The organism is Pseudomonas sp. FSL R10-2189, assembly GCF_009600325.1.
GTDB lineage: Bacteria > Pseudomonadota > Gammaproteobacteria > Pseudomonadales > Pseudomonadaceae > Aquipseudomonas > Aquipseudomonas helleri.
In genome coordinates this window covers 23,388-47,894 of record NZ_WIVZ01000020.1, presented here as the reverse complement: position 1 = coordinate 47,894, position 24,507 = coordinate 23,388, and the positions used below count along the sequence as shown (strand labels likewise).

Annotated in this window: 21 protein-coding genes; 3 read left to right on the top strand and 18 right to left on the bottom strand. The window is 57.5% G+C overall.

All coding sequences use genetic code 11. From position 1 onward, the window contains the following. The first annotated feature begins 3 nt into the window (after positions 1–3). Positions 4–1,170, top strand: coding sequence for an MFS transporter (locus tag GHO32_RS15500; RefSeq protein WP_048368057.1), 1,167 nt, complete (start codon positions 4–6; stop codon positions 1,168–1,170). Between the two features lie 20 nt (positions 1,171–1,190). Next, entirely contained in the window at positions 1,191–2,240 is a 1,050-nt protein-coding gene (locus GHO32_RS15495) for an alkene reductase (protein ID WP_153334126.1), read from the top strand. Between the two features lie 618 nt (positions 2,241–2,858). Here GHO32_RS15495 and rpoS read toward each other — a convergent pair. The 8 genes from rpoS to GHO32_RS15455 form a co-directional block, all read right to left on the bottom strand. Further along, positions 2,859–3,863, bottom strand: a complete 1,005-nt coding sequence (rpoS, locus tag GHO32_RS15490; protein ID WP_048368060.1) for an RNA polymerase sigma factor RpoS — start codon at positions 3,861–3,863, stop codon at positions 2,859–2,861. Positions 3,864–3,971: 108 nt separating this feature from the next. After that, complete coding sequence (locus GHO32_RS15485) at positions 3,972–4,793, bottom strand: peptidoglycan DD-metalloendopeptidase family protein (RefSeq protein WP_368668442.1); 822 nt, start codon at positions 4,791–4,793, stop codon at positions 3,972–3,974. Between the two features lie 208 nt (positions 4,794–5,001). Next, complete coding sequence (locus GHO32_RS15480; protein WP_164488137.1) at positions 5,002–5,637, bottom strand: protein-L-isoaspartate(D-aspartate) O-methyltransferase; 636 nt, start codon at positions 5,635–5,637, stop codon at positions 5,002–5,004. A gap of 41 nt (positions 5,638–5,678) precedes the next feature. After that, on the bottom strand, positions 5,679–6,428 hold the full coding sequence (gene surE, locus GHO32_RS15475) for a 5'/3'-nucleotidase SurE (protein WP_123749733.1): 750 nt from the start codon (positions 6,426–6,428) through the stop codon (positions 5,679–5,681). Continuing rightward, complete coding sequence (gene truD, locus GHO32_RS15470) at positions 6,416–7,474, bottom strand: tRNA pseudouridine(13) synthase TruD (protein WP_048385537.1); 1,059 nt, start codon at positions 7,472–7,474, stop codon at positions 6,416–6,418. Before truD ends, surE begins: the two co-directional genes overlap by 13 nt. Continuing rightward, positions 7,471–7,944, bottom strand: coding sequence for a 2-C-methyl-D-erythritol 2,4-cyclodiphosphate synthase (ispF, locus tag GHO32_RS15465; RefSeq protein ID WP_048368067.1), 474 nt, complete (start codon positions 7,942–7,944; stop codon positions 7,471–7,473). Before ispF ends, truD begins: the two co-directional genes overlap by 4 nt. Positions 7,945–7,996: 52 nt before the next feature. Then, positions 7,997–8,842 (bottom strand): S-formylglutathione hydrolase, encoded by an 846-nt coding sequence (gene fghA / locus GHO32_RS15460; protein ID WP_123749731.1) that lies wholly within the window; start codon positions 8,840–8,842, stop codon positions 7,997–7,999. 153 nt (positions 8,843–8,995) lie between these two features. Then, positions 8,996–10,108: an S-(hydroxymethyl)glutathione dehydrogenase/class III alcohol dehydrogenase gene (locus GHO32_RS15455; protein WP_048385541.1), complete on the bottom strand. Its 1,113-nt coding sequence runs from the start codon at positions 10,106–10,108 to the stop codon at positions 8,996–8,998. A gap of 108 nt (positions 10,109–10,216) precedes the next feature. On the opposite strand from GHO32_RS15455, the gene GHO32_RS15450 reads away from it, so the two are divergent. Then, positions 10,217–11,116: a LysR substrate-binding domain-containing protein gene (locus GHO32_RS15450; RefSeq protein ID WP_262125160.1), complete on the top strand. Its 900-nt coding sequence runs from the start codon at positions 10,217–10,219 to the stop codon at positions 11,114–11,116. Positions 11,117–11,197: 81 nt separating this feature from the next. Here GHO32_RS15450 and ispD read toward each other — a convergent pair whose 3' ends face one another. The 10 genes from ispD to lpxB all read right to left on the bottom strand — a co-directional run bounded on the left by ispD (position 11,198) and on the right by lpxB (position 24,505). Further along, a complete protein-coding gene (gene ispD, locus GHO32_RS15445) occupies positions 11,198–11,902 on the bottom strand; it encodes a 2-C-methyl-D-erythritol 4-phosphate cytidylyltransferase (RefSeq protein WP_048368073.1) in 705 nt (234 codons plus the stop codon). After that, positions 11,899–12,177, bottom strand: coding sequence for a cell division protein FtsB (gene ftsB / locus GHO32_RS15440; RefSeq protein ID WP_003440483.1), 279 nt, complete (start codon positions 12,175–12,177; stop codon positions 11,899–11,901). Before ftsB ends, ispD begins: the two co-directional genes overlap by 4 nt. 169 nt (positions 12,178–12,346) lie before the next feature. Next, a complete protein-coding gene (gene eno, locus GHO32_RS15435) occupies positions 12,347–13,636 on the bottom strand; it encodes a phosphopyruvate hydratase (RefSeq protein WP_123749728.1) in 1,290 nt (429 codons plus the stop codon). 154 nt (positions 13,637–13,790) lie between these two features. Next, positions 13,791–14,636: a 3-deoxy-8-phosphooctulonate synthase gene (kdsA, locus tag GHO32_RS15430; RefSeq protein WP_153334122.1), complete on the bottom strand. Its 846-nt coding sequence runs from the start codon at positions 14,634–14,636 to the stop codon at positions 13,791–13,793. A gap of 5 nt (positions 14,637–14,641) precedes the next feature. Further along, positions 14,642–16,273, bottom strand: a complete 1,632-nt coding sequence (locus GHO32_RS15425; RefSeq protein ID WP_153334120.1) for a CTP synthase — start codon at positions 16,271–16,273, stop codon at positions 14,642–14,644. Positions 16,274–16,545: 272 nt separating this feature from the next. Continuing rightward, positions 16,546–17,862, bottom strand: coding sequence for a tRNA lysidine(34) synthetase TilS (gene tilS, locus GHO32_RS15420; RefSeq protein WP_153334117.1), 1,317 nt, complete (start codon positions 17,860–17,862; stop codon positions 16,546–16,548). 142 nt (positions 17,863–18,004) lie between these two features. Continuing rightward, positions 18,005–18,952, bottom strand: a complete 948-nt coding sequence (accA, locus tag GHO32_RS15415) for an acetyl-CoA carboxylase carboxyl transferase subunit alpha (RefSeq protein WP_048368083.1) — start codon at positions 18,950–18,952, stop codon at positions 18,005–18,007. Between the two features lie 184 nt (positions 18,953–19,136). After that, positions 19,137–22,658, bottom strand: coding sequence for a DNA polymerase III subunit alpha (dnaE, locus tag GHO32_RS15410; protein WP_153334115.1), 3,522 nt, complete (start codon positions 22,656–22,658; stop codon positions 19,137–19,139). A 78-nt stretch (positions 22,659–22,736) separates the two neighbouring features. Continuing rightward, positions 22,737–23,363 (bottom strand): ribonuclease HII, encoded by a 627-nt coding sequence (gene rnhB, locus GHO32_RS15405; RefSeq protein WP_123749725.1) that lies wholly within the window; start codon positions 23,361–23,363, stop codon positions 22,737–22,739. 14 nt (positions 23,364–23,377) lie between these two features. Next, positions 23,378–24,505 carry a lipid-A-disaccharide synthase gene (lpxB, locus tag GHO32_RS15400; RefSeq protein ID WP_153334113.1) on the bottom strand — a complete coding sequence of 376 codons (1,128 nt, stop codon included), beginning with the start codon at positions 24,503–24,505 and terminating at the stop codon, positions 23,378–23,380. Between the last annotated feature and the right edge of the window lie 2 nt (positions 24,506–24,507).

The following is a 24,507-nucleotide window of genomic DNA, read 5'->3' as shown; positions in this document are numbered from 1 at the left end:
TCCATGCCTCTCTCGCTACTTATCCTGGCGCTTAGCGCCTTCGCCATCGGGACCACCGAGTTCGTGATCATGGGCCTGCTGCCCGATGTCGCAGCCGACCTGGGGGTTTCCATTCCGGGCGCTGGCTGGCTGGTAACGGGCTATGCCCTGGGCGTGGCCATTGGTGCGCCGTTCATGGCGCTGGCCACTGCCAAGTTGCCGCGCAAGGCCGCGCTGGTGGCGTTGATGGGCATCTTTATTGTCGGCAACCTGCTCTGTGCCCTGGCCAGTGATTACGAGGTGCTGATGCTGGCCCGTGTGATTACCGCTCTGTGCCATGGCGCGTTCTTCGGTATCGGCTCGGTGGTGGCTGCCGGCCTGGTGCCTGCCAACAAGCGCGCTTCTGCGGTCGCACTGATGTTTACCGGCCTGACCCTGGCAAACGTCTTGGGTGTACCGCTGGGCACCGCCTTGGGCCAGGTTGCAGGATGGCGCTCGACATTTTTTGCCGTGACGGTCATTGGTGTGGTGGCGTTGATCGGCCTGATCCGCTTTTTGCCCACCAAGCGTGACGAAGAAAAACTCGACATGCGCGCCGAACTGGCCGCCCTCAAAGGCGCCGGGATTTGGCTGTCGTTGAGTATGACGGCCTTGTTTTCGGCCTCCATGTTCACCCTCTTCACCTACGTCGCGCCGCTGCTCGGTGACGTGACGGGCGTATCGCCAACCGGCGTGACCTGGACCCTGCTGCTGATCGGCCTGGGCCTGACTGTCGGCAACATTATTGGCGGCAAGCTGGCGGACAAGCGCTTGGGCGCGACGTTGATCGGCGTGTTTATCGCAATGGCCGTGGTCTCGACTGTATTGACCTGGACCAGCGTGGCCCTGATTCCAACCGAGATCACCCTGTTCTTGTGGGCCACCGCTTCATTTGCCGCGGTGCCCGCCTTGCAAGTCAACGTGGTGACATTCGGCAAAGCCGCTCCCAACCTGGTGTCGACCCTGAATATTGGCGCCTTTAACGTCGGCAACGCCCTGGGCGCCTGGGTAGGCGGCAGCGTGATTGCCCACGGTTTCGGCCTCACCAGCGTACCGCTGGCCGCCGCAGCGCTGGCGATACTGGCGCTGCTGGTCACCCTGATTACTTTTCGCCAGAACGGCAACCCCGAACTGGCCTCTGCCACACACTGATCCTTGAGAGGGCTGCATTAATGACCACGATTTTTGATCCGATCAAGCTGGGCGACCTTGAGCTGCCTAACCGCATCATCATGGCGCCGCTGACCCGCTGCCGTGCCGAAGAAGGCCGTGTGCCAGGCGCTCTGATCGCGGAGTACTACGTACAGCGCGCTTCAGCAGGCTTGATCCTCAGCGAAGCCACTTCGGTTACCCCGCTGGGCGTTGGCTACCCGGACACCCCTGGCATCTGGTCCGACGAACAGGTTCGCGGCTGGACCAACGTCACCAAAGCCATCCATGCCGCCGGTGGGCGGATTTTCCTGCAACTGTGGCACGTAGGGCGGATTTCCCACTCGCTGTACCTGAACGGTGAACTGCCTGTCGCTCCTAGCGCCATCGCCGCCAAAGGCCATGTCAGCCTGGTTCGCCCAAAGGCAGACTTTGAAGTGCCACGCGCTCTGGAAACGGCTGAGATCGCCGACATCGTTGAGGCTTACCGTACCGGTGCCGAAAACGCCAAAGCCGCAGGTTTTGACGGCGTTGAGATCCATGGCGCCAATGGTTACCTGCTCGATCAATTCCTGCAAAGCAGCACCAACCAGCGCACCGACCAATACGGTGGTTCGTTGGAAAACCGTGCCCGCCTGATGCTGGAAGTCACCGATGCGGTAGTCGAAGTCTGGGGCGCTGGCCGCGTTGGCATGCACTTGTCGCCTCGCGCAGACCTGCACGACATGGGCGATGAAAACCGGGCTGAAACCTTCGGGTATGTGGCTAAAGAACTGGGCAAGCGCGGTATCGCGTTTATCTGCGCCCGTGAACACGACGCAGAAGACAGCCTGGGCCCACAGCTCAAAGCAGCGTTTGGCGGCCCTTACATCGTCAACGAAGGTTTCACTAAAGACAGCGCCAATGCGTGGATCACTGCCGGCAAGGCCGACGCTGTTGCGTTTGGCGTGCCTTTTATCGCCAACCCTGACCTGCCAGCCCGCTTGAAGGCCGATGCACCGCTCAATGAGCCACATCCGGAGACCTTCTACTCCAAAGGCCCTGTCGGCTTCATTGACTACCCGACGCTGTAAGCCCGCGCTTAAACACCGGCCTGCTTGTGGCCGGTCTTTAAACACATAAAAAAACGCCCAAGGCCATTCAAGCCTTGGGCGTTTTGTTTTAAATGCAGGTAAAGGCTTAAACGCTTAAGCGGCGCGCCAGAGCACTTTTTAACGGGCAAAAAAAAGGGGCGGTTTGACCCGCCCACATTTTTTCCCTAATCCCTTTTGTTCCTTCTCATCATCCTGATGAATTGCATCCTTCAATGTCCTTAACGTTCTTCCTTGAACGCCGTGTCTATCCGTCGACACAGTTAAGATACTAGAGGCTTCTAAAATTGCTGCAAGCGCACCAGTTATAGATTTTTATTACAAAGCAGAGCCTTTAAAAAACACAAAACCTATTATTTTCAATGGTTTATAAAACTTACCAAGTAAGAAAAAGTCATTTATTCCTACGTCTTTCGCCGTTGGCTTACAGAAAACGTAAGTAAAGGCTTACATCCGATCGCAGATAAAGCTCAACTTCGTACGTGTCATACCATTTCCAACCCACACATTTTTAAGAACAGGCCTGAATTGACTTGGCGCAAAAAATGTCAGCCCATAAAAAAACCCCGAAAGCTCGGGGTTTTGGTCAGCACACTTCGTTTACTGAAACAGTGATTCGCTCGACAAACCATTGCGTTCAAGAATCTCACGCAGACGCTTGAGACCTTCAACCTGGATTTGTCGTACACGTTCACGGGTCAAGCCAATTTCCAGCCCGACATCTTCAAGGGTGCTGCTTTCATGCCCACGCAAGCCGAAGCGGCGAATTACCACCTCGCGCTGTTTATCGGTGAGTTCGGACAGCCACTCATCAATACTCTGCGACAAATCATCGTCCTGCAGCAGCTCACAAGGGTCTGTAGGGCGATCGTCGGTGAGGGTATCAAGCAGTGTTTTGTCGGAGTCCGGGCCTAAAGAAACGTCTACCGAGGACACACGTTCGTTAAGCCCAAGCATACGCTTGACCTCCGAGACGGGTTTTTCGAGCAGATTGGCGATTTCTTCAGGGGAGGGTTCGTGATCGAGCTTTTGCGTCAGTTCGCGCGCAGCTCGCAGGTAGACATTGAGCTCTTTTACAACGTGGATCGGTAAACGGATGGTACGGGTCTGGTTCATGATTGCCCGTTCAATCGTCTGGCGGATCCACCAGGTGGCGTAGGTCGAGAAGCGGAACCCGCGTTCCGGGTCAAATTTCTCGACTGCCCGAATCAGGCCCAGGTTGCCCTCTTCGATCAGGTCTAGCAGCGAAAGCCCACGATTGACGTAGCGTCGGGCGATTTTCACCACCAGCCGCAAGTTACTTTCAATCATGCGTTTGCGCCCAGCTGGATCGCCACTTTGCGATAAACGCGCAAAATGGACTTCTTCTGCTGGTGAGAGCAACGGGGAGAAGCCAATTTCATTGAGATACAGCTGAGTCGCATCGAGCGCCCGGGTGTAATCAATGTACTTGTGCTGCTTTGAGGCAGCTGCTTTTTTCGACTTGGTGCGAGCTGTAGGGGTTGAGTCGTTTTCTTCTGACATCAAGTCACTATCGATGCTGGCGTCCATAAGGAGCACCTCATCGTCGATGTCAAACCCCGGCGCTTCTTTGCTGAGAGCCATTTTTCTAGTCCTTTGGTGAGTTCGACCTCAAGCTCAAGCATCGCCTTTATCCTTGGCAACGCTGGAGCCTGTTCCTTTCATCTACATCAGGAACAGGCTGGTAACTGATCAACGGCGTGGAAGGAATTGCAATGGATCTACAGGTTTACCCTGGCGGCGAATTTCAAAGTGAAGTTTCACCCGGTCTGTACCAGTTGACCCCATTTCGGCAATTTTCTGCCCGACCTTGACCTGCTGCCCCTCCCGTACCAAAAGCCTGCGGTTGTGGCCGTAGGCACTAACATAGGTGTCACTGTGTTTGATGATGACTAATTCGCCGTAGCCCCTCAATCCACTGCCAGCGTATACAACTGAGCCATCAGACGCAGCTAAAACAGGCTGTCCCAAATCTCCGGCAATATCAATACCTTTATTCAAACTACCGTTTGAAGAAAATTTCCCGATCAAAATACCGTCTGCGGGCCATCCCCAGCCTTTGGGTGCAGGGCCTGCAGGCAAAGGTGCCGTGGTCACCGGTGTCGCAGTCGTGGCGACCGGGCGCTTGGTGACGGTGGTTTTACTGCCTGATGATGACGAAACCACGGTGGTTGTCGTGCCCCCTGAAGGGACAGACCCTGCACGTCCATCGAAACGGATCGATTGCCCCGGAACGATCGTATACGGCGCCGCAATGTTGTTTTTTGCCGCCAGTGCTTTCCAGTCCCAACCGTAGCGAAAGGCAATCGAGAACAACGTATCGCCACGCTTGACCACATACTGACCGGTGGTCACAGCCGGGCGCTGAGCCACACCGTTAACGCCACTTGTACCGCTTTTGGACGCGCTGGAACACGCCGCCAACATCGCCAGGGAGACACTTAACACCAGACCCGCCACTACTCTCTGATAGCTTGTGGTCCCCATACGCTGCGTAATGACTGTGAGACTCACCCGCCGCTCCCTTTGAAGATGGCTAAAAATTAGAACGCCAGTCGCGGCCCCCATTGGGCGCAAGTATAACTGGCCGTACAGCTTTGCAGACGGCAAAGCCCATTCATAAACGTATTGTTTAAACCCTAAACAGGCCCCGGACGGGCCTGAGCACTGCGCTGTATGACCCGTACCCGGCTTGATAATTCAGCCGGGCAGCGCTAAAGAATCAGGCCAGTGGCCCATTAAGCAGCGGAACAAACCGCACATTGCCGATGACGCGCCGGGCAAATCCGTGCTCTTCACGCACGATCAGCATCAATTGCTGAACGTCACCGGCGCCGACCGGGATCACCAGACGCCCGCCCGGAGCCAGTTGGTCGAGCAAAGCTTGCGGTACATCCGTGGCCACGGCGGTGACGATAATGCCGTTGTAAGGTGCAAGCGCCGGCCACCCTTCCCAACCATCGCCCCAGCGAAAGACCACGTTACGCAAGTTAAGCTCAAGCAGACGTTCTTTGGCGCGATCCTGCAGCACCTTGATGCGTTCGACCGAGAAAATCCGCTCAACCAACTGCGACAACACTGCCGTCTGGTAACCCGAACCGGTGCCGATCTCCATGACTTTGTCCAGCGGGCCGTCTTCAAGCAGCAGCTCGCTCATGCGCGCCACCATGTACGGCTGGGAAATGGTCTGGTTGTTGCCAATCGGCAGCGCCGTGTCTTCGTAGGCTCGGTGGGCCAGGGCTTCATCAACAAACAGGTGACGAGGTGTGCGCCGAATAACCTCAAGCACTTTCTGGTTAACGATGCCCTCTTCACGCAGGCGCTGAATCAGCCGCTCACGTGTCCGCTCCGAGGTCATGCCAATGCCGCGATGCATCAGGCCATCCTGCTCACGCCCCATCAGCCCAACCCCTCCAGCCAGCCATCGAGACTTTTGAAGGCATCACCAAAGGTGCGATCCAGTTGTAACGGGGTAATCGACACATAACCCTGCATCACAGCGTGGAAGTCGGTGCCGGGGCCGCCGTCTTCCGCGTTGCCAGCAGCGGCAATCCAGTAACCGGCCTTGCCACGCGGATCGACCATGCGCACCGGCGCCGCCGCACGGGCGCGATGGCCCAGCCGGGTTAGCTGGATGCCGCGGATCTTGTCCAGCGGCAAATTGGGAATGTTGACGTTCAACACGGTGCGCGGCGGCAGTTCAAGCAGGTGATGTGCATCCACCAGCTTGCGCGCGAAATAGGCCGCCGTCGGCAGGTTGTCGACCTGACGTGAGACCAGCGAAAACGCAAACGAAGGGCGCTCCAGAAAGCGCCCTTCAAGGGCGGCCGCCACGGTGCCCGAATACAACACGTCATCACCCAGGTTGGCACCCAGATTGATCCCTGACACCACCATGTCCGGCTGCTGCTCCAAGAGGCCATTGAGGCCCAGGTGCACGCAGTCGGTTGGCGTCCCGTTGACGCTGATAAAGCCATTGGCTAGGGTATGCGGATGCAACGGGCGGTCGAGCGTCAGCGAGCTGCTCGCGCCACTTTTGTCTTGATCAGGGGCAATCACCACGCACTCGCAATAATCCGCCAAGGCGTCATAAAGCGCAGCTATCCCCGGGGCGCTGACCCCATCATCGTTTGAAATCAGAATACGCATAGGCTGTCCGTTTGCCCCAAAGACACCAGATCAACAAGTTCGCGCACCAGGACAGTGGCGAAGCATCCGGCCGGCAGTACAAATTCCAGTTGCAGAATATCTGGTTGCGGATAATGCCACGTCAGTCGGCCAATGGGCAGCCGCAGAATACGTCGCTCGTGGCTCATGCCAGCGCGAACCAGCCAGTCACGCAAATCGGCTTCACGCTCGGCAATGGCTTGCTCCAGCACCTGGGTTGCACCCGTGGTCGGTGAATCACCTTCGCCCCACTGCGGGCCGGTCGGGTGCAGATCAAGGATAGCCAATCGCGGGTCGTTGCACTCTGCTTCGCCCGCCGGGAAAAAGCTCCGGCTGTCGGTGAAGGCCAGCAGATCCCCTACCTGCGCACGCTGCCAGCTGCCATCGGCGACGCGGGCGGCCAGCACCTGATTGAACAGATAGCTGCGTGCGGTAGAGAGTAGACGCGAACGGACATTGCGCTGCTCCGGCAGGGCTTTGCGCGCCGCGTAATCCCTCGCCTCGCCCAGATTGCCGCCTTCCCAGCCAAAACGCTGGGTGCCGAAATAATTCGGCACACCCTCGCGGGTGATTAATTCCAGACGTTGCTGCAAGGCGTCTTTGTCGGCATTCAGTTGCGTCAGGCGCAAGGTAAAACCGTTTGCCGCGTGGGCACCGCGTTGCAGTTTACGTTTGTGCCGCGAGGTCTTGAGGATCTTCAGCGTATCGTTTTCAGCACCTGACAGGTCAGGGTCCGCCTTGCCCGGCAGCTGCACGCTGAACCATTGGCGGGTCAGCGCCTGACGGTCCTTCAGACCGGCGTAGCTCACCGTGCGCAACGGCACGCCTGCGGCCTTGGCAATGCGCCGCGCCGCTTCTTCGGTATTCAAGCCACGCTTTTCAACCCACAACCACAAATGCTCGCCGTCCCCGGACAACGGGATATCCAGCACTTCGTCGACCTGAAAATCTTCAGCCGTGGCTTTAAGCACTGCGGTGCCCAACGGCGCGCCGTGAGCTGTCGGCCCCAGCAGATCAAACTCGTTCATGCGCGAACCAACAAAGCGATGGAATGCACCGCAATGCCTTCTTCACGGCCCACGAAGCCGAGTTTTTCAGTGGTGGTGGCTTTGACGTTTACCTGGTCCAAATCAACCTCAAGATCCGCTGCAATCAACGCACGCATCGTTTCAATGTGCGGTGCCATTTTTGGCGCCTGAGCAATGATGGTGTTGTCGACATTACCGACTTTCCAGCCTTTGGCATGGATCAATCCGACGATATGGCGCAACAGGACACGGCTGTCCGCGCCCTTGAATTGCGGGTCGGTGTCCGGAAAATGCTTGCCGATATCGCCCAGCGCCGCCGCCCCCAGCAATGCATCGCTGAGCGCGTGCAGCAGCACGTCGCCATCAGAGTGGGCCAAGAGCCCGAATTTATGAGCAATACGCACGCCGCCCAGGGTTATAAAATCGCCTTCAGCAAAACAGTGCACATCATAGCCGTGGCCAATACGCATAAAAAAACGCCCCGATTAAGTCAGGGCGTGATTCTACCTACTTTGCTCAACATTAGGCGCTTAGTGCACGCGCGTGATGACGCAAGTGGTCGTCAATGAAGCTGGCGATAAAGAAATAGCTGTGGTCGTAGCCCGGTTGCAGACGCAAAGTCAGCGGATGGTCCGCCAGTTTGGCCGCTTGTTGCAGCGCTTCAGGCTTGAGTTGGACGGCCAAAAAGTCATCCCGATCACCTTGGTCTACCAGCAACGGCAGCTTTTCACTGGCCTCACTGATCAACACGCACGCATCCCACTCGCGCCAGCGCGCACGCTCTTCACCCAGGTAATGGGTGAACGCCTTCTGCCCCCAAGGGCAATCCATCGGATTGCTGATCGGCGCAAACGCCGACACCGATTGATAGCGCCCCGGGTTGCGCAAGGCACACACCAGAGCCCCATGGCCGCCCATCGAATGCCCGCTGATGCCGCGTTGTTGCGACGCAGGGAAATGAGCCTCAACCAATGCAGGCAATTCCTGCACCACATAATCATGCATCCGGTAATGTTGGGCCCAAGGTTGCTGGGTGGCGTTGACATAAAAGCCCGCCCCCAGGCCGAAATCCCACGCACCTTCCGAATCGTCCGGCACACCTTCGCCACGCGGGCTGGTGTCCGGGCAGACGATAATCAGGCCCAACTCGGCGGCCAGTTTCATGGCGCCAGCCTTGTGCATGAAGTTCTCATCGGTGCAGGTCAGCCCCGACAACCAGTACAGCACGGGCAGCTTGACGCCCTGCTCGGCCTGGGGTGGCAAATACACGGCAAACACCATGTTGCAGCCCAGGACTTCAGAGCGATGCTGGTAACGCTTGTGCCAACCGCCAAAGCTTTTCTGGCAGGAGATATTTGTTAAGGGCATAGAAGCAGCTCCAGGCTTTTAGCTGCAAACCGCACGATAAGCCCACTGTAGGAGCGAGCTCGCCTCGCGATCTTTTGATCATTAAAAAGATCGCGAGGCAAGCTCGCTCCTACAGCGTCAGTGACTGGGCTTACCCCGGCTTGTAGCTATTCGTCAGAATTTAATAACAGTACGAATGCTTTTGCCTTCGTGCATCAGGTCGAATGCCTTGTTGATGTCTTCCAGGCCCATGGTGTGGGTGATGAACGTGTCCAGCGGGATTTCTCCGGTTTGCGCCATGTCGACATAGCTTGGCAGCTCGGTACGACCGCGCACGCCACCGAACGCCGAACCGCGCCATACGCGGCCCGTCACCAGTTGGAATGGACGGGTCGAGATTTCCTGGCCGGCACCGGCAACGCCGATAATGACCGACTCGCCCCAACCTTTGTGGCAGCATTCCAGCGCAGCACGCATCAGTTGCACATTGCCGATGCACTCAAAGGAGAAATCAACGCCACCGTCAGTCATGTCGACGATCACTTCCTGGATCGGGCGATCAAAGTCTTTCGGGTTAACGCAATCCGTCGCGCCCAGCTGTTTGGCGATCTCAAACTTGGCCGGGTTGATGTCGATGGCGATGATCCTCGAAGCCTTGGCTTTGACCGCACCAATTACTGCCGACAGGCCGATGCCGCCCAAGCCGAAGATCGCCACGGTGTCGCCCGGCTTGACCTTGGCGGTGTTGAGCACTGCGCCAATCCCGGTGGTGACGCCGCAACCCAGCAGGCAGACTTTTTCCAGCGGTGCGTCTTTTTGAATTTTGGCGACGGAAATTTCCGGGAGCACGGTGTACTCCGAGAACGTCGACGTGCCCATGTAATGGAAAATCGGCTCGCCTTTGTAGGAGAAACGCGTGGTGCCGTCGGGCATCAAGCCTTTGCCTTGGGTCGAACGAATGGCCTGACAAAGGTTGGTCTTGCCCGACAAGCAGAATTTACATTGGCGGCATTCCGGGGTGTACAACGGGATCACGTGGTCGCCAACGGCCACCGACGTCACGCCCTCACCGATGGCTTCTACGATGGCGCCGCCTTCGTGGCCCAGGATCGACGGGAAGATGCCTTCCGGGTCCGCGCCCGACAAGGTGTAGGCATCAGTATGGCAAACGCCCGACGCCACAACCCGCAGCAGCACTTCGCCAGCCTTGGGCATGGCGACATCCACTTCTACGATTTCCAGTGGCTTTTTGGCCTCGAACGCTACGGCAGCACGTGACTTGATCATCCATCGTCTCCAGCAAAGTAAAAACAAGGTGCCGAGTGTAAATCAGCTCTGAGTGATTAATAATCCAGGCAAAAGCAAAACATTATTGCCATACAGGGATAATCAACCGTGAACGAAAACCGCTGGGAAGGTATAGACGAATTTGTCGCGGTGGCCGAGTGCGGCCAATTCACAGCGGCGGCAGAGCGACTGGGCGTGTCGTCTTCACATATCAGCCGCCAAGTGGCGCGCCTTGAAGAACGCTTGCAGACCCGTCTGTTCTATCGCAGTACCCGACGGGTCACGCTGACCGAAGCCGGGCAAACCTTTTTGCAGCACTGCCAGCGTCTGCAAGATGGCCGCGAAGAAGCACTGCGTGCTATTGGTGACCTGACCAGTGAGCCCAAAGGCATGCTGCGCATGACCTGCGCCGTGGCTTATGGCGAACGCTTTATCGTGCCCTTGGTGACGCGTTTTATGGGCTTGTACCCACAATTGCGGGTCGACATTGAACTGACCAACCGGCCACTGGACCTTGTACACGAAAGCATCGACCTGGCGATCCGGCTAGGCCGACTGCATGACTCAAGCCTGGTCGCCACCCGCCTGGCCCCCAGGCGCATGTACGTGTGCGCGTCGCCGTCGTATCTGGAGCGATACGGACGGCCCCACAGTTTGTCGGAATTGAGCCGTCACAACTGCCTGATTGGCAGCTCAGACATCTGGCAACTGGAGCAGGATGGGCGAGAATTTTCGCAGCGGGTGCAAGGCAATTGGCGTTGCAACAGCGGGCAGGCGGTATTGGACGCGGCGTTATTGGGGGTTGGCCTGTGTCAGTTGCCGGACTACTACGTGCTGGAGCATTTGAAGACCGGGGCGCTGGTGTCGCTGCTGGATGCGCATCAGCCACCCAATACCGCGGTGTGGGCGCTATATCCGCAACAACGACACTTGTCGCCCAAAGTCAGAAAGCTGGTGGATTACCTGAAGGCAGGCTTGGCCAAGCGGGAAGAGTATTCGGGATCATAGAAACCTGTGTAGGAGCGAGCTTGCCTCGCGATCTTTTAAACGATCAAAAGATCGCGAGGCAAGCTCGCTCCTACGCGGGGATCAGCGGTTAGCCCAGCGCAGCCGCAGCCACTCAAGGTCTTCGGGGCGGGTGACTTTGATGTTGTCTGAACGGCCTTCGATCAGGCGTGGCGCCTGCCCCGCCCATTCCATTGCCGAGGACTCGTCGGTAATGGTCGCATCCGACACCAGGCTGTCAGCCAAGGCGCGGTGCAGCGCACCCAACCGAAACATCTGCGGCGTGTAGGCCTGCCAGATCAAGCTGCGGTCGACGGTTTCGACTGCCCGGCCGTTTTTGTCCACGCGTTTGAGCGTGTCTCGCGCCGGAACCGCCAGCAAACCACCCACCGGGTCGTCGGCCAGTTCGTAGAGCAGCTTGTCGAGGTCTTCGCGTGACAAATTGGGCCGCGCAGCATCGTGCACTAGCACCCAGTCATCATCACTGGCGCCCTGCGCATGCAGGTACAACAAGGCGTTCAACACTGAATCGGCACGCTCGCGGCCACCGTCAACCCGGGCAATACGCGGGTCGGCAGCACATCGCAAAGAGGGCCAGAACGGATCATCAAACGCCAGACTGACCACCAAACCTTTAAGGCCAGGGTGATCAAGGAAACAGCCAAGGCTGTGTTCAAGAATACTGCGCCCGCCCAACTGCAAATATTGCTTGGGACGGTCTGCGGCCATACGGGCACCCACGCCCGCGGCAGGAATCACGGCCCAAAAGGCCGGTGATGCGATTCTCATTGGGCCAACTGGTAGAGGGTTTCGCCCTCTTTAACCATTCCCAATTCATGGCGGGCCCGTTCTTCAACGGTCTCCATGCCTTTTTTCAACTCGAGGACTTCCGCATCCAGCACGCGGTTACGCTCCAACAGCACTTCGTTTTCAGCATGCTGATCAGCAATTTGCTGCGTCAGGTCTGTCACCTGCGCCAAACTCCCATTCCCCACCCACAGGCGATACTGCAGGCCAGCCAGAAGCAAGAGCAAAATGAGGAACAACCAATTGGGACTGCGCATCGAATATCAGGTATCCAGTGAAAAGACAGCCATGCCGACAAACGTAAACAACCAACAGTACAAAGCCTGGAAGAACCAGGCTTGTACTTGATAAGCATCAGGTTAGTGTCAAAACACCCACGATGGCGAGTTTTCTGACACAACCTGTTGTCTTTTTACCACCAACTGCTTAGCCGCGGAACTCGCCACGACCGTTGTACTTGGCTTTAGTACCCAATTGCTCTTCGATACGCAGCAATTGGTTGTACTTGGAAACGCGGTCCGAACGGCACAGGGAACCGGTTTTGATCTGACCCGCCGAGGTGCCCACTGCCAGGTCGGCAATGGTGGAGTCTTCGGTTTCACCAGAACGGTGCGAGATTACAGCAGTGTAACCCGCAGCCTTGGCCATCTGGATGGCTTCCAGGGTTTCGGTCAGAGTGCCGATCTGGTTGAACTTGATCAGGATCGAGTTGGCGATGTTTTTATCGATGCCCTCTTTCAGGATCTTGGTGTTGGTTACGAACAGGTCGTCACCTACCAGCTGAACTTTCTCACCGATTTTGTCGGTCAGGATTTTCCAGCCATCCCAGTCAGACTCGTCCAGACCGTCTTCGATGGAGATGATCGGGTAACGCTGAGTCAGACCTTTCAGGTACTCGGCGAAACCTTCGGAGCTGAACACCTGACCTTCGCCGGACAGGTTGTATTTGCCGTCTTCGTAGAACTCGCTGGCCGCGCAGTCCAGTGCCAGGGTCACGTCAGTGCCCAGGGTGTAACCGGCGTTGGCGATCGCTTCGGAGATCACTTTCAGTGCATCTTCGTTGGACGCCAGGTTAGGTGCGAAACCACCTTCGTCGCCCACTGCGGTGTTCAGGCCACGGGCCTTGAGCACAGCTTTGAGGTGATGGAAGATTTCGGTGCCCATGCGCAGTGCGTCGGAGAAGGTCTTGGCGCCAACTGGCTGAACCATGAACTCCTGGATATCGACGTTGTTATCAGCGTGTTCGCCACCGTTGATGATGTTCATCATCGGAACCGGCATCGAGTATACACCCGGCGTGCCGTTCAGGTTGGCGATGTGCGCGTACAGCGGCAGGTCCTGGTCCTGAGCTGCAGCTTTGGCTGCTGCCAGAGACACCGCCAGGATTGCGTTAGCGCCCAGCGAGCCTTTGTTTTCAGTGCCGTCCAGCGCGATCATCGCGTGGTCCAGCGCTTTTTGATCAACTGGGTCTTTACCCAGCAGCAAGTCGCGAATCGGGCCGTTGATGTTGGCAACCGCTTTCAGCACGCCTTTGCCCAGGTAACGGCTCTTGTCGCCATCACGCAGCTCCAACGCTTCGCGCGAGCCAGTGGAAGCACCGGAAGGCGCGCAAGCACTGCCGATGATGCCGTTGTCGAGAAGCACGTCGGCTTCCACAGTGGGATTGCCACGGGAGTCGAGAACTTCACGACCTTTGATGTCGACGATTTTTGCCATTGTTGTAAGCACTCCAAAGTTGACGAAAACGACGCAGCTGAGGGAAATCTGGTTATCGCCGGCAAGGATCGAAAAACGGGCAGCCTTGCGGACGATAAAGCCCGGGCCACAAGGGCCCGAGAAATCGTGCGGTACTTTACCGGAGAAAAGCGGATCAGGCCGTTTCTATTGTCGGAAAACTTTTAACCAACTCATCCAGCGACTTCAGTTGAGCCAGGAAGGGCTCAAGCTTGTCCAGACGCAAGGCGCAAGGGCCATCACATTTGGCATTGTCAGGATCCGGGTGCGCCTCAAGGAACAGACCGGCCAGACCCTGGCTGATGCCAGCCTTGGCGAGGTCAGTGACCTGGGCACGACGACCACCGGCAGAATCGGAGCGACCACCGGGCATTTGCAGCGCGTGGGTCACGTCGAAAAAGACCGGATATTCAAATTGCTTCATGATGCCGAAGCCCAGCATGTCGACCACAAGGTTGTTGTAGCCAAAGCTTGAGCCACGCTCACAGAGGATCAACTGATCGTTGCCCGCTTCTTCGCACTTGCTCAGGATGTGCTTCATTTCCTGAGGCGCAAGGAATTGGGCTTTTTTGATGTTGATCACGGCACCGGTCTTGGCCATGGCCACGACCAGGTCAGTCTGGCGCGACAGGAAAGCCGGCAACTGGATGATGTCGCAGATCTCGGCGACCACGGCTGCTTGCGCAGGCTCGTGGACGTCGGTGATCACCGGCACACCAAACGCTTGCTTGATGTCCTGAAAAATCCGCATGCCCTCTTCGAGGCCGGGGCCACGGTAAGAGTTGATCGATGAACGGTTAGCCTTGTCGAAACTGGCCTTGAATACGTAAGGGATGCCGAGCTTTTCGGTAACACGTACGTATTCTTCGCACACCTGCATGGCCATATCACGGCTTTCCAGCACGTTCATGCCACCGAACAAGACCATTGGCTTGTCGTTGGCAATGTCGATATTGCCTACGCGGATAATTTTTTGCGCCATGCTGATTAAGCCTTCTTCTCGTGTTGCGCCAATGCTGCTTTAACAAAACCGCTGAACAGAGGGTGACCATCACGTGGAGTCGAGGTGAACTCCGGGTGGAACTGGCACGCCACGAACCAAGGATGATCCGGTGCTTCAACCACTTCTACCAGCGCGCCGTCACCGGAACGACCGGTCACTTTCAGGCCCGCTTCGATCAGTTGTGGCAGCAGGTTGTTGTTCACTTCATAGCGATGGCGATGACGTTCAACAATCACGTCCTTGGCATAGCAATCATGAACCTTGGAGCCGGCTGCCAGTTGGCAGTCCTGCGCGCCCAGACGCATGGTGCCGCCCAGATCAGAGGTTTCGGTACGGGTTTCGACTGCACCGGTGGCGTCTTCCCACTCAGTGATCAAGCCCACAACCGGGTGGCCGCTGCTGCGATCGAACTCGGTGGAGTTGGCGTCTTTCCAGCCCAGCACGTTACGTGCGAACTCGATAACGGCCACTTGCATGCCCAGGCAGATACCCAGGTAAGGCACCTTGTTCTCGCGAGCATATTGAACCGCGGTGATCTTGCCTTCTACGCCGCGCAGACCGAAGCCGCCCGGAACCAGAATGGCGTCAGCGCCTTCGAGCAGTTCAGTGCCTTTGTTTTCGATGTCTTCTGAGTCGATATAACGCAGGTTGACCTTGGTACGGTTGGAAATACCGGCGTGGCTCATCGCTTCGATCAGCGACTTGTACGCGTCCAGCAGTTCCATGTACTTGCCAACCATGGCGATGGTGACTTCGTGCTCCGGATTGAGCTTGGCGTCGACCACTTTGTCCCATTCGGACAGGTCGGCGCTGTTGCATTGCAAGCCAAAACGTTCAACGACGAAATCATCCAGGCCCTGAGCGTGCAGCATGCCCGGGATCTTGTAGATGGTGTCGGCGTCTTCCAGCGAAATCACCGCACGCTCTTCAACGTTGGTGAACAGCGCGATCTTGCGACGCGAAGACACATCAACGTGGTGATCGGAACGGCAGATCAGAACGTCTGGCTGCAGGCCGATGGAGCGCAATTCTTTAACCGAGTGTTGCGTTGGTTTGGTTTTCGTTTCGCCAGCAGTGGCGATGTACGGAACCAGGGTCAGGTGCATCAGCATGGCGCGCTTGGCGCCCACTTCGATGCGCAACTGACGGATAGCCTCGAGGAACGGTTGGGACTCAATGTCACCCACAGTGCCGCCAATCTCGACCATCGCTACGTCGGCATCGCCGGCGCCCTTGATGATCCGACGCTTGATTTCGTCAGTGATGTGCGGAATCACCTGGATGGTCGCCCCCAGGTAATCACCACGGCGCTCCTTGCGCAGGACGTGTTCGTAAACGCGGCCCGTGGTGAAGTTGTTGTTCTGGGTCATGGTCGTGCGGATGAACCGCTCGTAGTGGCCCAAGTCCAGGTCGGTCTCGGCGCCGTCATGAGTGACGAACACTTCACCGTGCTGGAACGGGCTCATGGTGCCCGGATCAACGTTGATGTAGGGGTCCAGCTTCAGCATGGTGACCTTAAGTCCCCGCGCCTCCAGGATGGCTGCCAATGAAGCCGAGGCAATGCCTTTCCCCAATGAAGAAACAACACCGCCCGTGACGAAGATGTAGCGCGTCATGAAAAACCCTAGAAGTCTGCGTTAAAGCGGTCAGAGCCGCCGGGGAGAGCGAAGGAAGGCCGAAGCCCCCAATCACCAGCATTAGTCACAGTGCACCTTTCGAAAAACTGCTGCGTTGAAACAGACCGATGGAGACCAACGGTTCGATACAAGCCACACATTTTTTTAAAATCGCCCAGCAAAGACTGCTTGGTAATCGGCAACATCTGTAATTCCGGTGAATTTACAGAAGTTGTATCAAGAAGGGAGCGTAGTCTACCGGAAAGCCCCTTTCAGCTCAAACCTTGATCGCTGGAAGTTGGCAACCACTGCAATTGCCAACGCCCACAGGGGTCCGAAGCCAATCCCTTAAGGTTTGCCACCGCCAATAACTGCTCATTGCAGTACAGCAGCGGCAATCTGCCACGCACAAAGCCGGGTACACCGTGCTCGTTGAGCAAACGCTTGAGATCCCGATGCCCGCGCTGCGCCAGTTGCATCACCTCACCACCTTGACGATAGCTCACGCGCAAAGGACCTGCGGGAATCTCGCCGAGCAAACGTAACTGACCATTGCCCGGCAGAGTTATTGGCAAATCTGTCTGCTCCCACGCCAATGGCGCAACAGGCTGACGCAACCAGCCGCCGCTCAACCACCAGAGATGGCCGCCAGCCCGATGCAACTGGCCATCGGCCAATGTCCAGATTGGTTGCGCATCTTCACGGGCATCGCGCAGGGTTTCCCACCCTGCCCAATGATCAGTGTCCGGCAGTTGCGTTAAGCCGGCCAGCCAATGGCGCAACGCGTTGCGTTGACGGGCCGCTGAAAGCGCGGCAATCGGTGCCAGCGCCAGGGACGGCAGGCCAAGCCAGGAGAACTCACTATGCGGGGTTGCAGCGGCGAGATCCTGTTGCGCCAACTCGTCGAGCAAGCCTTGCGCCTCGGCACAATGGGCAGCCGTGCGCGCCAGGCTCGCAGCGGCTTGGGGCCAGCGTTTGGTCAGGGCTGGAAAAACTTCATGACGTAGATAGTTACGTGAGAAGTCGGTCTGGGTGTTCGAAGGGTCTTCGACCCAGCTCAAGCCGTGCGCGCGCGCGTAGGCTTCCAACTCGGCGCGAGAGACATCCAGCAAGGGACGGCACAAATGGCCCCGCCCCAGCGCCCGCTCACGGGGCATGGAGGCCACCCCGCTCACCCCTGCCCCGCGCAGCAGGCGAAACAACACGGTTTCTGCCTGATCATCACGGTGCTGCCCCGTCAGCAAGACTTCGCCCGCCTGGGTGACGGTTTCAAAAGCCTGATAGCGCGCTTCACGTGCAGCACGCTCAAGGCTAGCGCCTGGGCGGACCTGCACCTGGAACACCTGTAACGGCACAGCCAGCGAATCACACAGCACCTGACAATGCGCCGGCCAGGAATCAGCAGCAGACTGCAAGCCATGATGCACATGGACGGCGAACAGAGCAGGAAGCGAATGGGTTTGACGCAGATGGGCGAGCAGGTGCAGCAAAACGGTTGAATCAAGGCCGCCAGAGAGTGCGACGTGCCAGGTATTGGCGTTGCGCCAGGGGGTCAGGGTTTGAAGCAGTTGCGTTGAGAGGTTGGGCATGTCGAGCACCGTCCAGATCAAAAGCCCCTCACCCTAGCCCTCTCCCGGAGGGAGAGGGAACTGACTGGATGCGAACTCTAGAACACCGCTAATCAGCTCCCTCTCCCCCCCGGGAGAGGGCTGGGGTGAGGGCCAGCTATGATCAGAGACCGTAGCTCATCAGGCGGTCATAACGACGCTTGAGCAAGGTTTCGGTGTCCAGCTTTTTCAGCATGTCCAATTGCGACAGCAGCTCACCACGGATGGTCGCAGAGGCTGCGGCCGGATCACGGTGGGCACCGCCCAATGGCTCGGTGATGATCTTGTCAACAATACCCAGGCCTTTCAGGCGCTCAGCGGTAATACCCATGGCTTCTGCTGCGTCCGGCGCTTTTTCGGCGGTTTTCCACAGAATCGAGGCGCAACCTTCCGGCGAGATCACCGCGTACGTCGAGTACTGCAGCATGTTCAACTGGTCGCAAACACCAATCGCCAATGCACCGCCCGAACCGCCTTCACCGATAACGGTGGAGATAATCGGGGTTTTCAGGCGAGCCATCACCCGCAGGTTCCAGGCAATCGCTTCGCTCTGGTTGCGCTCTTCAGCGTCGATACCAGGATAAGCACCCGGTGTGTCGATGAAGGTCAGGATCGGCATTTTGAAACGCTCAGCCATTTCCATCAGACGGCACGCCTTGCGGTAGCCTTCCGGACGCGGCATACCGAAGTTACGGCGAACTTTCTCGCGCACTTCGCGGCCTTTCTGGTGACCGATCACCATCACGGGCTGGTCATCCAGACGCGCAATACCGCCCACGATGGCGGCGTCATCCGAGAAGTGACGGTCGCCATGCAGCTCGTCGAACTCGGTGAAGATGTGATCGATGTAGTCCAGGGTGTAAGGACGACGCGGGTGACGGGCCAGACGAGCAATTTGCCAGCTGGTCAGCTTGCCGAAAATATCTTCAGTCAGCGTTTTGCTTTTGTCTTGCAGGCGAGAGATTTCATCGCTGATGTTCAGCGAGTTGTCATTACCGACCAAGCGCAACTCTTCGATTTTGGCTTGCAGGTCAGCAATCGGCTGTTCGAAATCAAGAAAATTCGGGTTCATAAGCATCCGTCTTGGGTCGGCGGCAAAGCATGCCAGCGGGTTTGAAGCCCAGCATTTGCTGGTGAATCCAACCCGACTGGGGCAGCCGGTTGATCTGTATCGCGCCTACCTTAAGGGAGAGGCGCTCTCAGGTCGAGATTAAAAATTCAGGTCGAGGTCAGGGCGCGTGTATCGCCCCTGACCGTCAACGGTATTGGAGGAAGACGTTGTCTCGCCCAAACTGGTCACGCAACGCTTGAATCAAGCTGTCTGCCGGATCAATTCGCCAGCTTTCGCCAAACTGCAGCAAAGCCTTGGCGTCTGCGCCGGTGTAGTCCAGGGTGATCGGGCACGCCCCACGGTGTTTTTTGAACAATTCGCCCAAAAAGCGCAATTGATCGCCTTTAAGTGCCGCTTGCGTCACTTTCAGACGCAGGCTTTCAGCCAGGCTGGTGCGCGCTTCTTCCATGCTCATCACACGCTTGACCCGCAAACGCAGGCCGCCGGAGAAGTCATCATTGCTGACCTCGCCTTCGACCACCACCATTGCGTCAGTCTGCAACAGCGATTGCGCCGAATGAAAGGCCTCGGCAAACAACGAGGCTTCGATGCGCCCTGAACGGTCGTCCAGGGTGATAAAGCCCATCTTGTCGCCCTTTTTGTTCTTCATCACGCGCAAGGCAATGATCATCCCCGCGACGGTCTGAGTGTCCCGCGCCGGTTTCAGATCAATAATGCGCTGACGGGCAAAGCGGCGAATCTCACCTTCATATTCATCAATCGGGTGGCCGGTCAGGTACAGCCCAAGGGTGTCTTTCTCACCTTTGAGGCGCTCCTTGAGGGTCAGTTCCTTAGCCTTACGGTGGTTGGCATACACATCAGCGTCTTCTTCGACAAACAAGCCGCCAAACAAGTCGGCATGCCCGCTGTCGTGGGTGCGCGCAGTTTGTTCGGCCGATTTGATTGCTTCTTCCATCGCCGTCAGCAACACCGCGCGGTTCAGGTCGATATGCGCCTGATAAGCCTTCGGCTCGTCATAGAAGTACGGCCCAAGACGGTCCAGCGCACCACTGCGGATCAAACCGTCGAGGGTACGTTTGTTGATCCGCTTGAGGTCAACGCGGGCACAGAAATCGAACAGATCAGTAAACGGTCCGTCTTTGCGTGCTTCGGTGATGGCCTCAACCGGCCCCTCACCCACCCCTTTGATCGCGCCAAGGCCGTAAATAATGCGGCCTTCGTCGTTCACCGTGAACTTGAACTCCGAGGCATTCACATCCGGCGCGTCCAGACGCAGCTTCATGCTGCGAATTTCTTCGATCAGGGTCACAACCTTGTCAGTGTTGTGCATATCCGCCGACAGTACCGCGGCCATGAACGGTGCCGGGTAGTGGGTTTTCAGCCAGGCCGTCTGGTACGACACCAGACCGTAAGCAGCCGAGTGAGACTTGTTGAAGCCATAACCGGCAAATTTCTCTACCAGGTCGAAAATGTTACCGGCAAGGTCGGCATCAATATTGTTGTTGCCACAGCCTTCGATGAAACCGCCGCGCTGCTTGGCCATTTCTTCGGGTTTTTTCTTACCCATGGCTCGACGCAACATGTCAGCGCCGCCAAGGGTGTAACCGGCCATGACCTGAGCAATCTGCATCACCTGTTCTTGATACAGGATGATGCCGTAGGTCGGCGCCAATACCGGCTTGAGGCCTTCGTACTGGTAGTCGGAGTGCGGGTACGCCAGCTCGGCGCGACCGTGCTTACGATTGATAAAGTCATCAACCATGCCTGATTGCAGCGGGCCCGGACGGAACAGGGCCACCAGTGCGATCAAGTCTTCAAGACAGTCGGGCTTAAGCTTTTTGATCAGCTCTTTCATACCGCGCGACTCAAGCTGGAACACCGCAGTGGTCTCGGCTTTTTGCAGCAATTGGTACGTGGGCTTGTCGTCCAGCGGGATAAAGGCGATGTCCAGCGGCGCTTCATTGACCTTGGCGCGGTCACGGTTGATGGTTTTCAGCGCCCAGTCGATGACCGTCAGGGTCCGCAGACCGAGGAAGTCGAACTTCACCAGACCTGCCGACTCAACGTCATCCTTGTCGAACTGGGTGACCAGACCGCCACCCTCTTCATCGCAGTAAATCGGCGAGAAGTCTGTGAGTTTGGTCGGGGCGATAACTACACCACCGGCGTGTTTACCCACGTTACGCACAACGCCTTCAAGCTTGCGCGCCATCTCCCAAATTTCAGCCGCCTCTTCATCGACCTTGATGAAGTCGCGCAGGATCTCTTCCTGCTCAAAGGCTTTTTCGAGGGTCATGCCCACTTCGAACGGGATCATCTTCGACAGGCGGTCAGCCAAACCGTAGGACTTGCCCTGAACCCGCGCCACGTCGCGGATTACCGCCTTCGCAGCCATCGAACCAAAGGTGATGATCTGGCTTACGGCGTTACGCCCGTATTTTTCAGCCACGTATTCAATAACCCGGTCGCGACCATCCATGCAGAAGTCGACGTCGAAGTCGGGCATCGATACCCGTTCCGGGTTAAGGAATCGTTCGAACAGCAGGTCGTATTCCAGCGGATCAAGGTCGGTGATCTTCTGTACATACGCCACCAGCGAGCCGGCACCCGACCCCCGGCCAGGACCCACCGGCACGCCGTTGCTTTTAGCCCACTGGATAAAGTCCATTACGATCAGGAAGTAACCGGGGAAGCCCATCTGGATAATGATATCCAGCTCGAAATTCAGCCGGTCGACGTACACCTGACGCTTGGCGTCGTAGTCTTCGGTGGTGTCTTTGGGCAGCAGAACGGTCAAGCGCTCTTCAAGGCCTTCAAAGGACACTTTGCGGAAATATTCATCGATGGTCATGCCATCGGGGATCGGGAAGTTGGGCAAAAAGTGAGTGCCCAGCTTCACGTCAATATTGCAGCGCTTGGCAATTTCGACCGTGTTGGCCAACGCTTCCGGCAGGTCACTGAACAGCTCGGCCATTTCTTCGGCGCTTTTCAGGTACTGCTGGTCGCTGTAGTTCTTGGAGCGGCGCGGATCATCCAGCGCCCGGCCTTCGCCAATGCACACGCGGGTTTCGTGGGCCTCGAAATCTTGCTGCTTGATGAAGCGCACATCGTTGGTCGCCACCAATGGCGCACCGATCTCATCGGCCAGCGCAACGGCGGCGTGCAGGTGTTCTTCATCATTGGGGCGGCTGGTGCGCTGAACTTCGAGATAAAAGCGCTCCGGGAACACCCCCATCCACTCAAGCGCCAGGGTGCGCGCCTCTTCGGGGTTACCGCTGAGCAGCGCCAGGCCAATCTCGCCCTCTTTGGCAGCCGAGAGCATGATCAAGCCGTCGGCCGCTTCTGCGACCCACTCACGCTCAATGATCACCTGACCATTGCGCTGACCGTCGATAAAGCCCCGCGAAATCAGCTCAGTCAGGTTGCGATAACCCACGGCATTCATCGCCAACAGGCTGATACGGCTCAGCGGGTTATCCGGGTCTTTGTTGGACAGCCACAGGTCGGCACCACAAATGGGCTTGATACCGCCGCCCATGGCGGTTTTATAGAATTTGACGAGAGAACACATGTTGTTCTGATCGGTCACCGCAACGGCGGGCATATTCATGCCGGCCAGGGTTTTGATCAGCGGTTTGATCCGCACCAGGCCATCGACCAGGGAGTATTCAGTGTGCAGGCGCAGGTGAACGAATGAAGCCGGCATGGTGATCCTGTCTATCAGCTTTGGAAAACAACAAGGCCCGGATTGTACCGGGCCTTGGCAAAAACATCAGCCTCGCGACTAAACCTTGGCAAGGCCTTCACGCGCTTCGTACGCACGGCGAACCGGGCCGAACGAGCGTCGATGAATGGGCGTCGGGCCCAAACGCTCAAGGGCCTCCAGATGGACGGAAGTCGGATAACCCTTGTGCCCACCGATGCCATAACCGGGGTATTGCAGCTCAAAGGCCGCCATCTCGCGGTCACGGCTGACCTTGGCCAAAATCGAAGCCGCAGCAATGGCCGGGACCTTGCTATCGCCCTTAACCACCGCTTCGGCTGGCATGGCCAGCTTGGGGCAGCGATTGCCATCAATCATCGCCAGTTTAGGGGTGATGCTCAGCCCTTCTACCGCCCGCTGCATGGCCAGCATGGTGGCGTGCAAAATGTTCAACTCGTCGATTTCTTCGACTTCTGCCCGCGCAATGCACCAGCTCAAGGCTTTTTCGCGAATCTCATCGAAAAGCTTTTCACGACGCGCTTCGGTCAGTTTTTTCGAGTCGTTGAGGCCCGCAATCGGGCGCATCGGGTCAAGAATGACCGCAGCCGTGACCACGGCACCGCACAACGGGCCACGACCGACTTCATCAACGCCGGCAACCAGGTCTTCAACCTGATTAACCAGATTGAAGTCCAATCCGATTTGCATAGTCACTGTACTCATTAAGATTTTGCGACCAGGCCCAGCACCGCGTCTGCGGCCTGATTGGAAGCGTCGAGACGCAATGTGCGATGGATCTCGTCAAAGCCGCGTGTTTGTTCTTCACCGCCATCCAGCAGAGGCAAGACGGTGTCAGCCAGCGCATCTGGCGTTGCAGCATCCTGCAACAGTTCAGGCACCAACAGGCGCTGAGCCAGCAGGTTGGGCAGCGACACGTAGGGGCTTTTGACCAGACGCTTGAGGATCCAGAAGGTCAGCGACGACAGGCGATACGCCACCACCATCGGCCGCTTATACAGCAGCGCCTCAAGGGTCGCGGTGCCAGAGGCGATCAATACCGCATCGCAGGCGGCCAAGGCCAGGTGCGAACGACCATCGAGCAAAGTCAAAGGCAAGTCACGGCCGACCAGCGATTGCTCAATCTGGATACGGCGTGCGTTATTGGCGCAGGGCAATACAAAACGGACATCAGGACGTGCCTGGTAGACCTTCTGCGCGGCATCCAGAAACAAACCGCCCAGTTTGCCGACTTCACCACCACGACTGCCGGGCATCAAAGCCACCAACGGTCCATCGGGCAGGCCCAATTCAGCACGCGCAGCCGCACGGTCAGCTTCAAGCGGGATGGCATCGGCCAGCGGGTGGCCGACAAAACGCACCGGCACGCCCTTCTCTTCGTAGAATTTGGCTTCAAACGGGAACAGCGTGAGCATCAAGTCGCAGCCTTCGCGAATTTTCAGCACCCGCTTCTGACGCCACGCCCACACCGACGGGCTGACGTAGTGCACGGTTTTGATCCCGGCACGGCGCAATTGCAGCTCGATATTGAGGGTGAAGTCAGGGGCGTCGATACCGATAAACACGTCAGGCTTTTCAGCAATCAGCGTTTTAACCAGTTCTTTACGGCGCTTGAGCAGCTCACGCAGGCGGCCAAGCACTTCGACCAGGCCCATGACCGACAAGCGTTCCATCGGGAAGTAAGAGCTCATGCCCTCTGCTTCCATCAATGGGCCGCCGACGCCAATGAACTCGATATCCCCATGACGGGCTTTGAGCGCACGCATCAGCCCGGAACCGAGAATGTCACCGGAGGCTTCGCCTGCCACCAGAGCAATACGCAGTCTGGCCATGA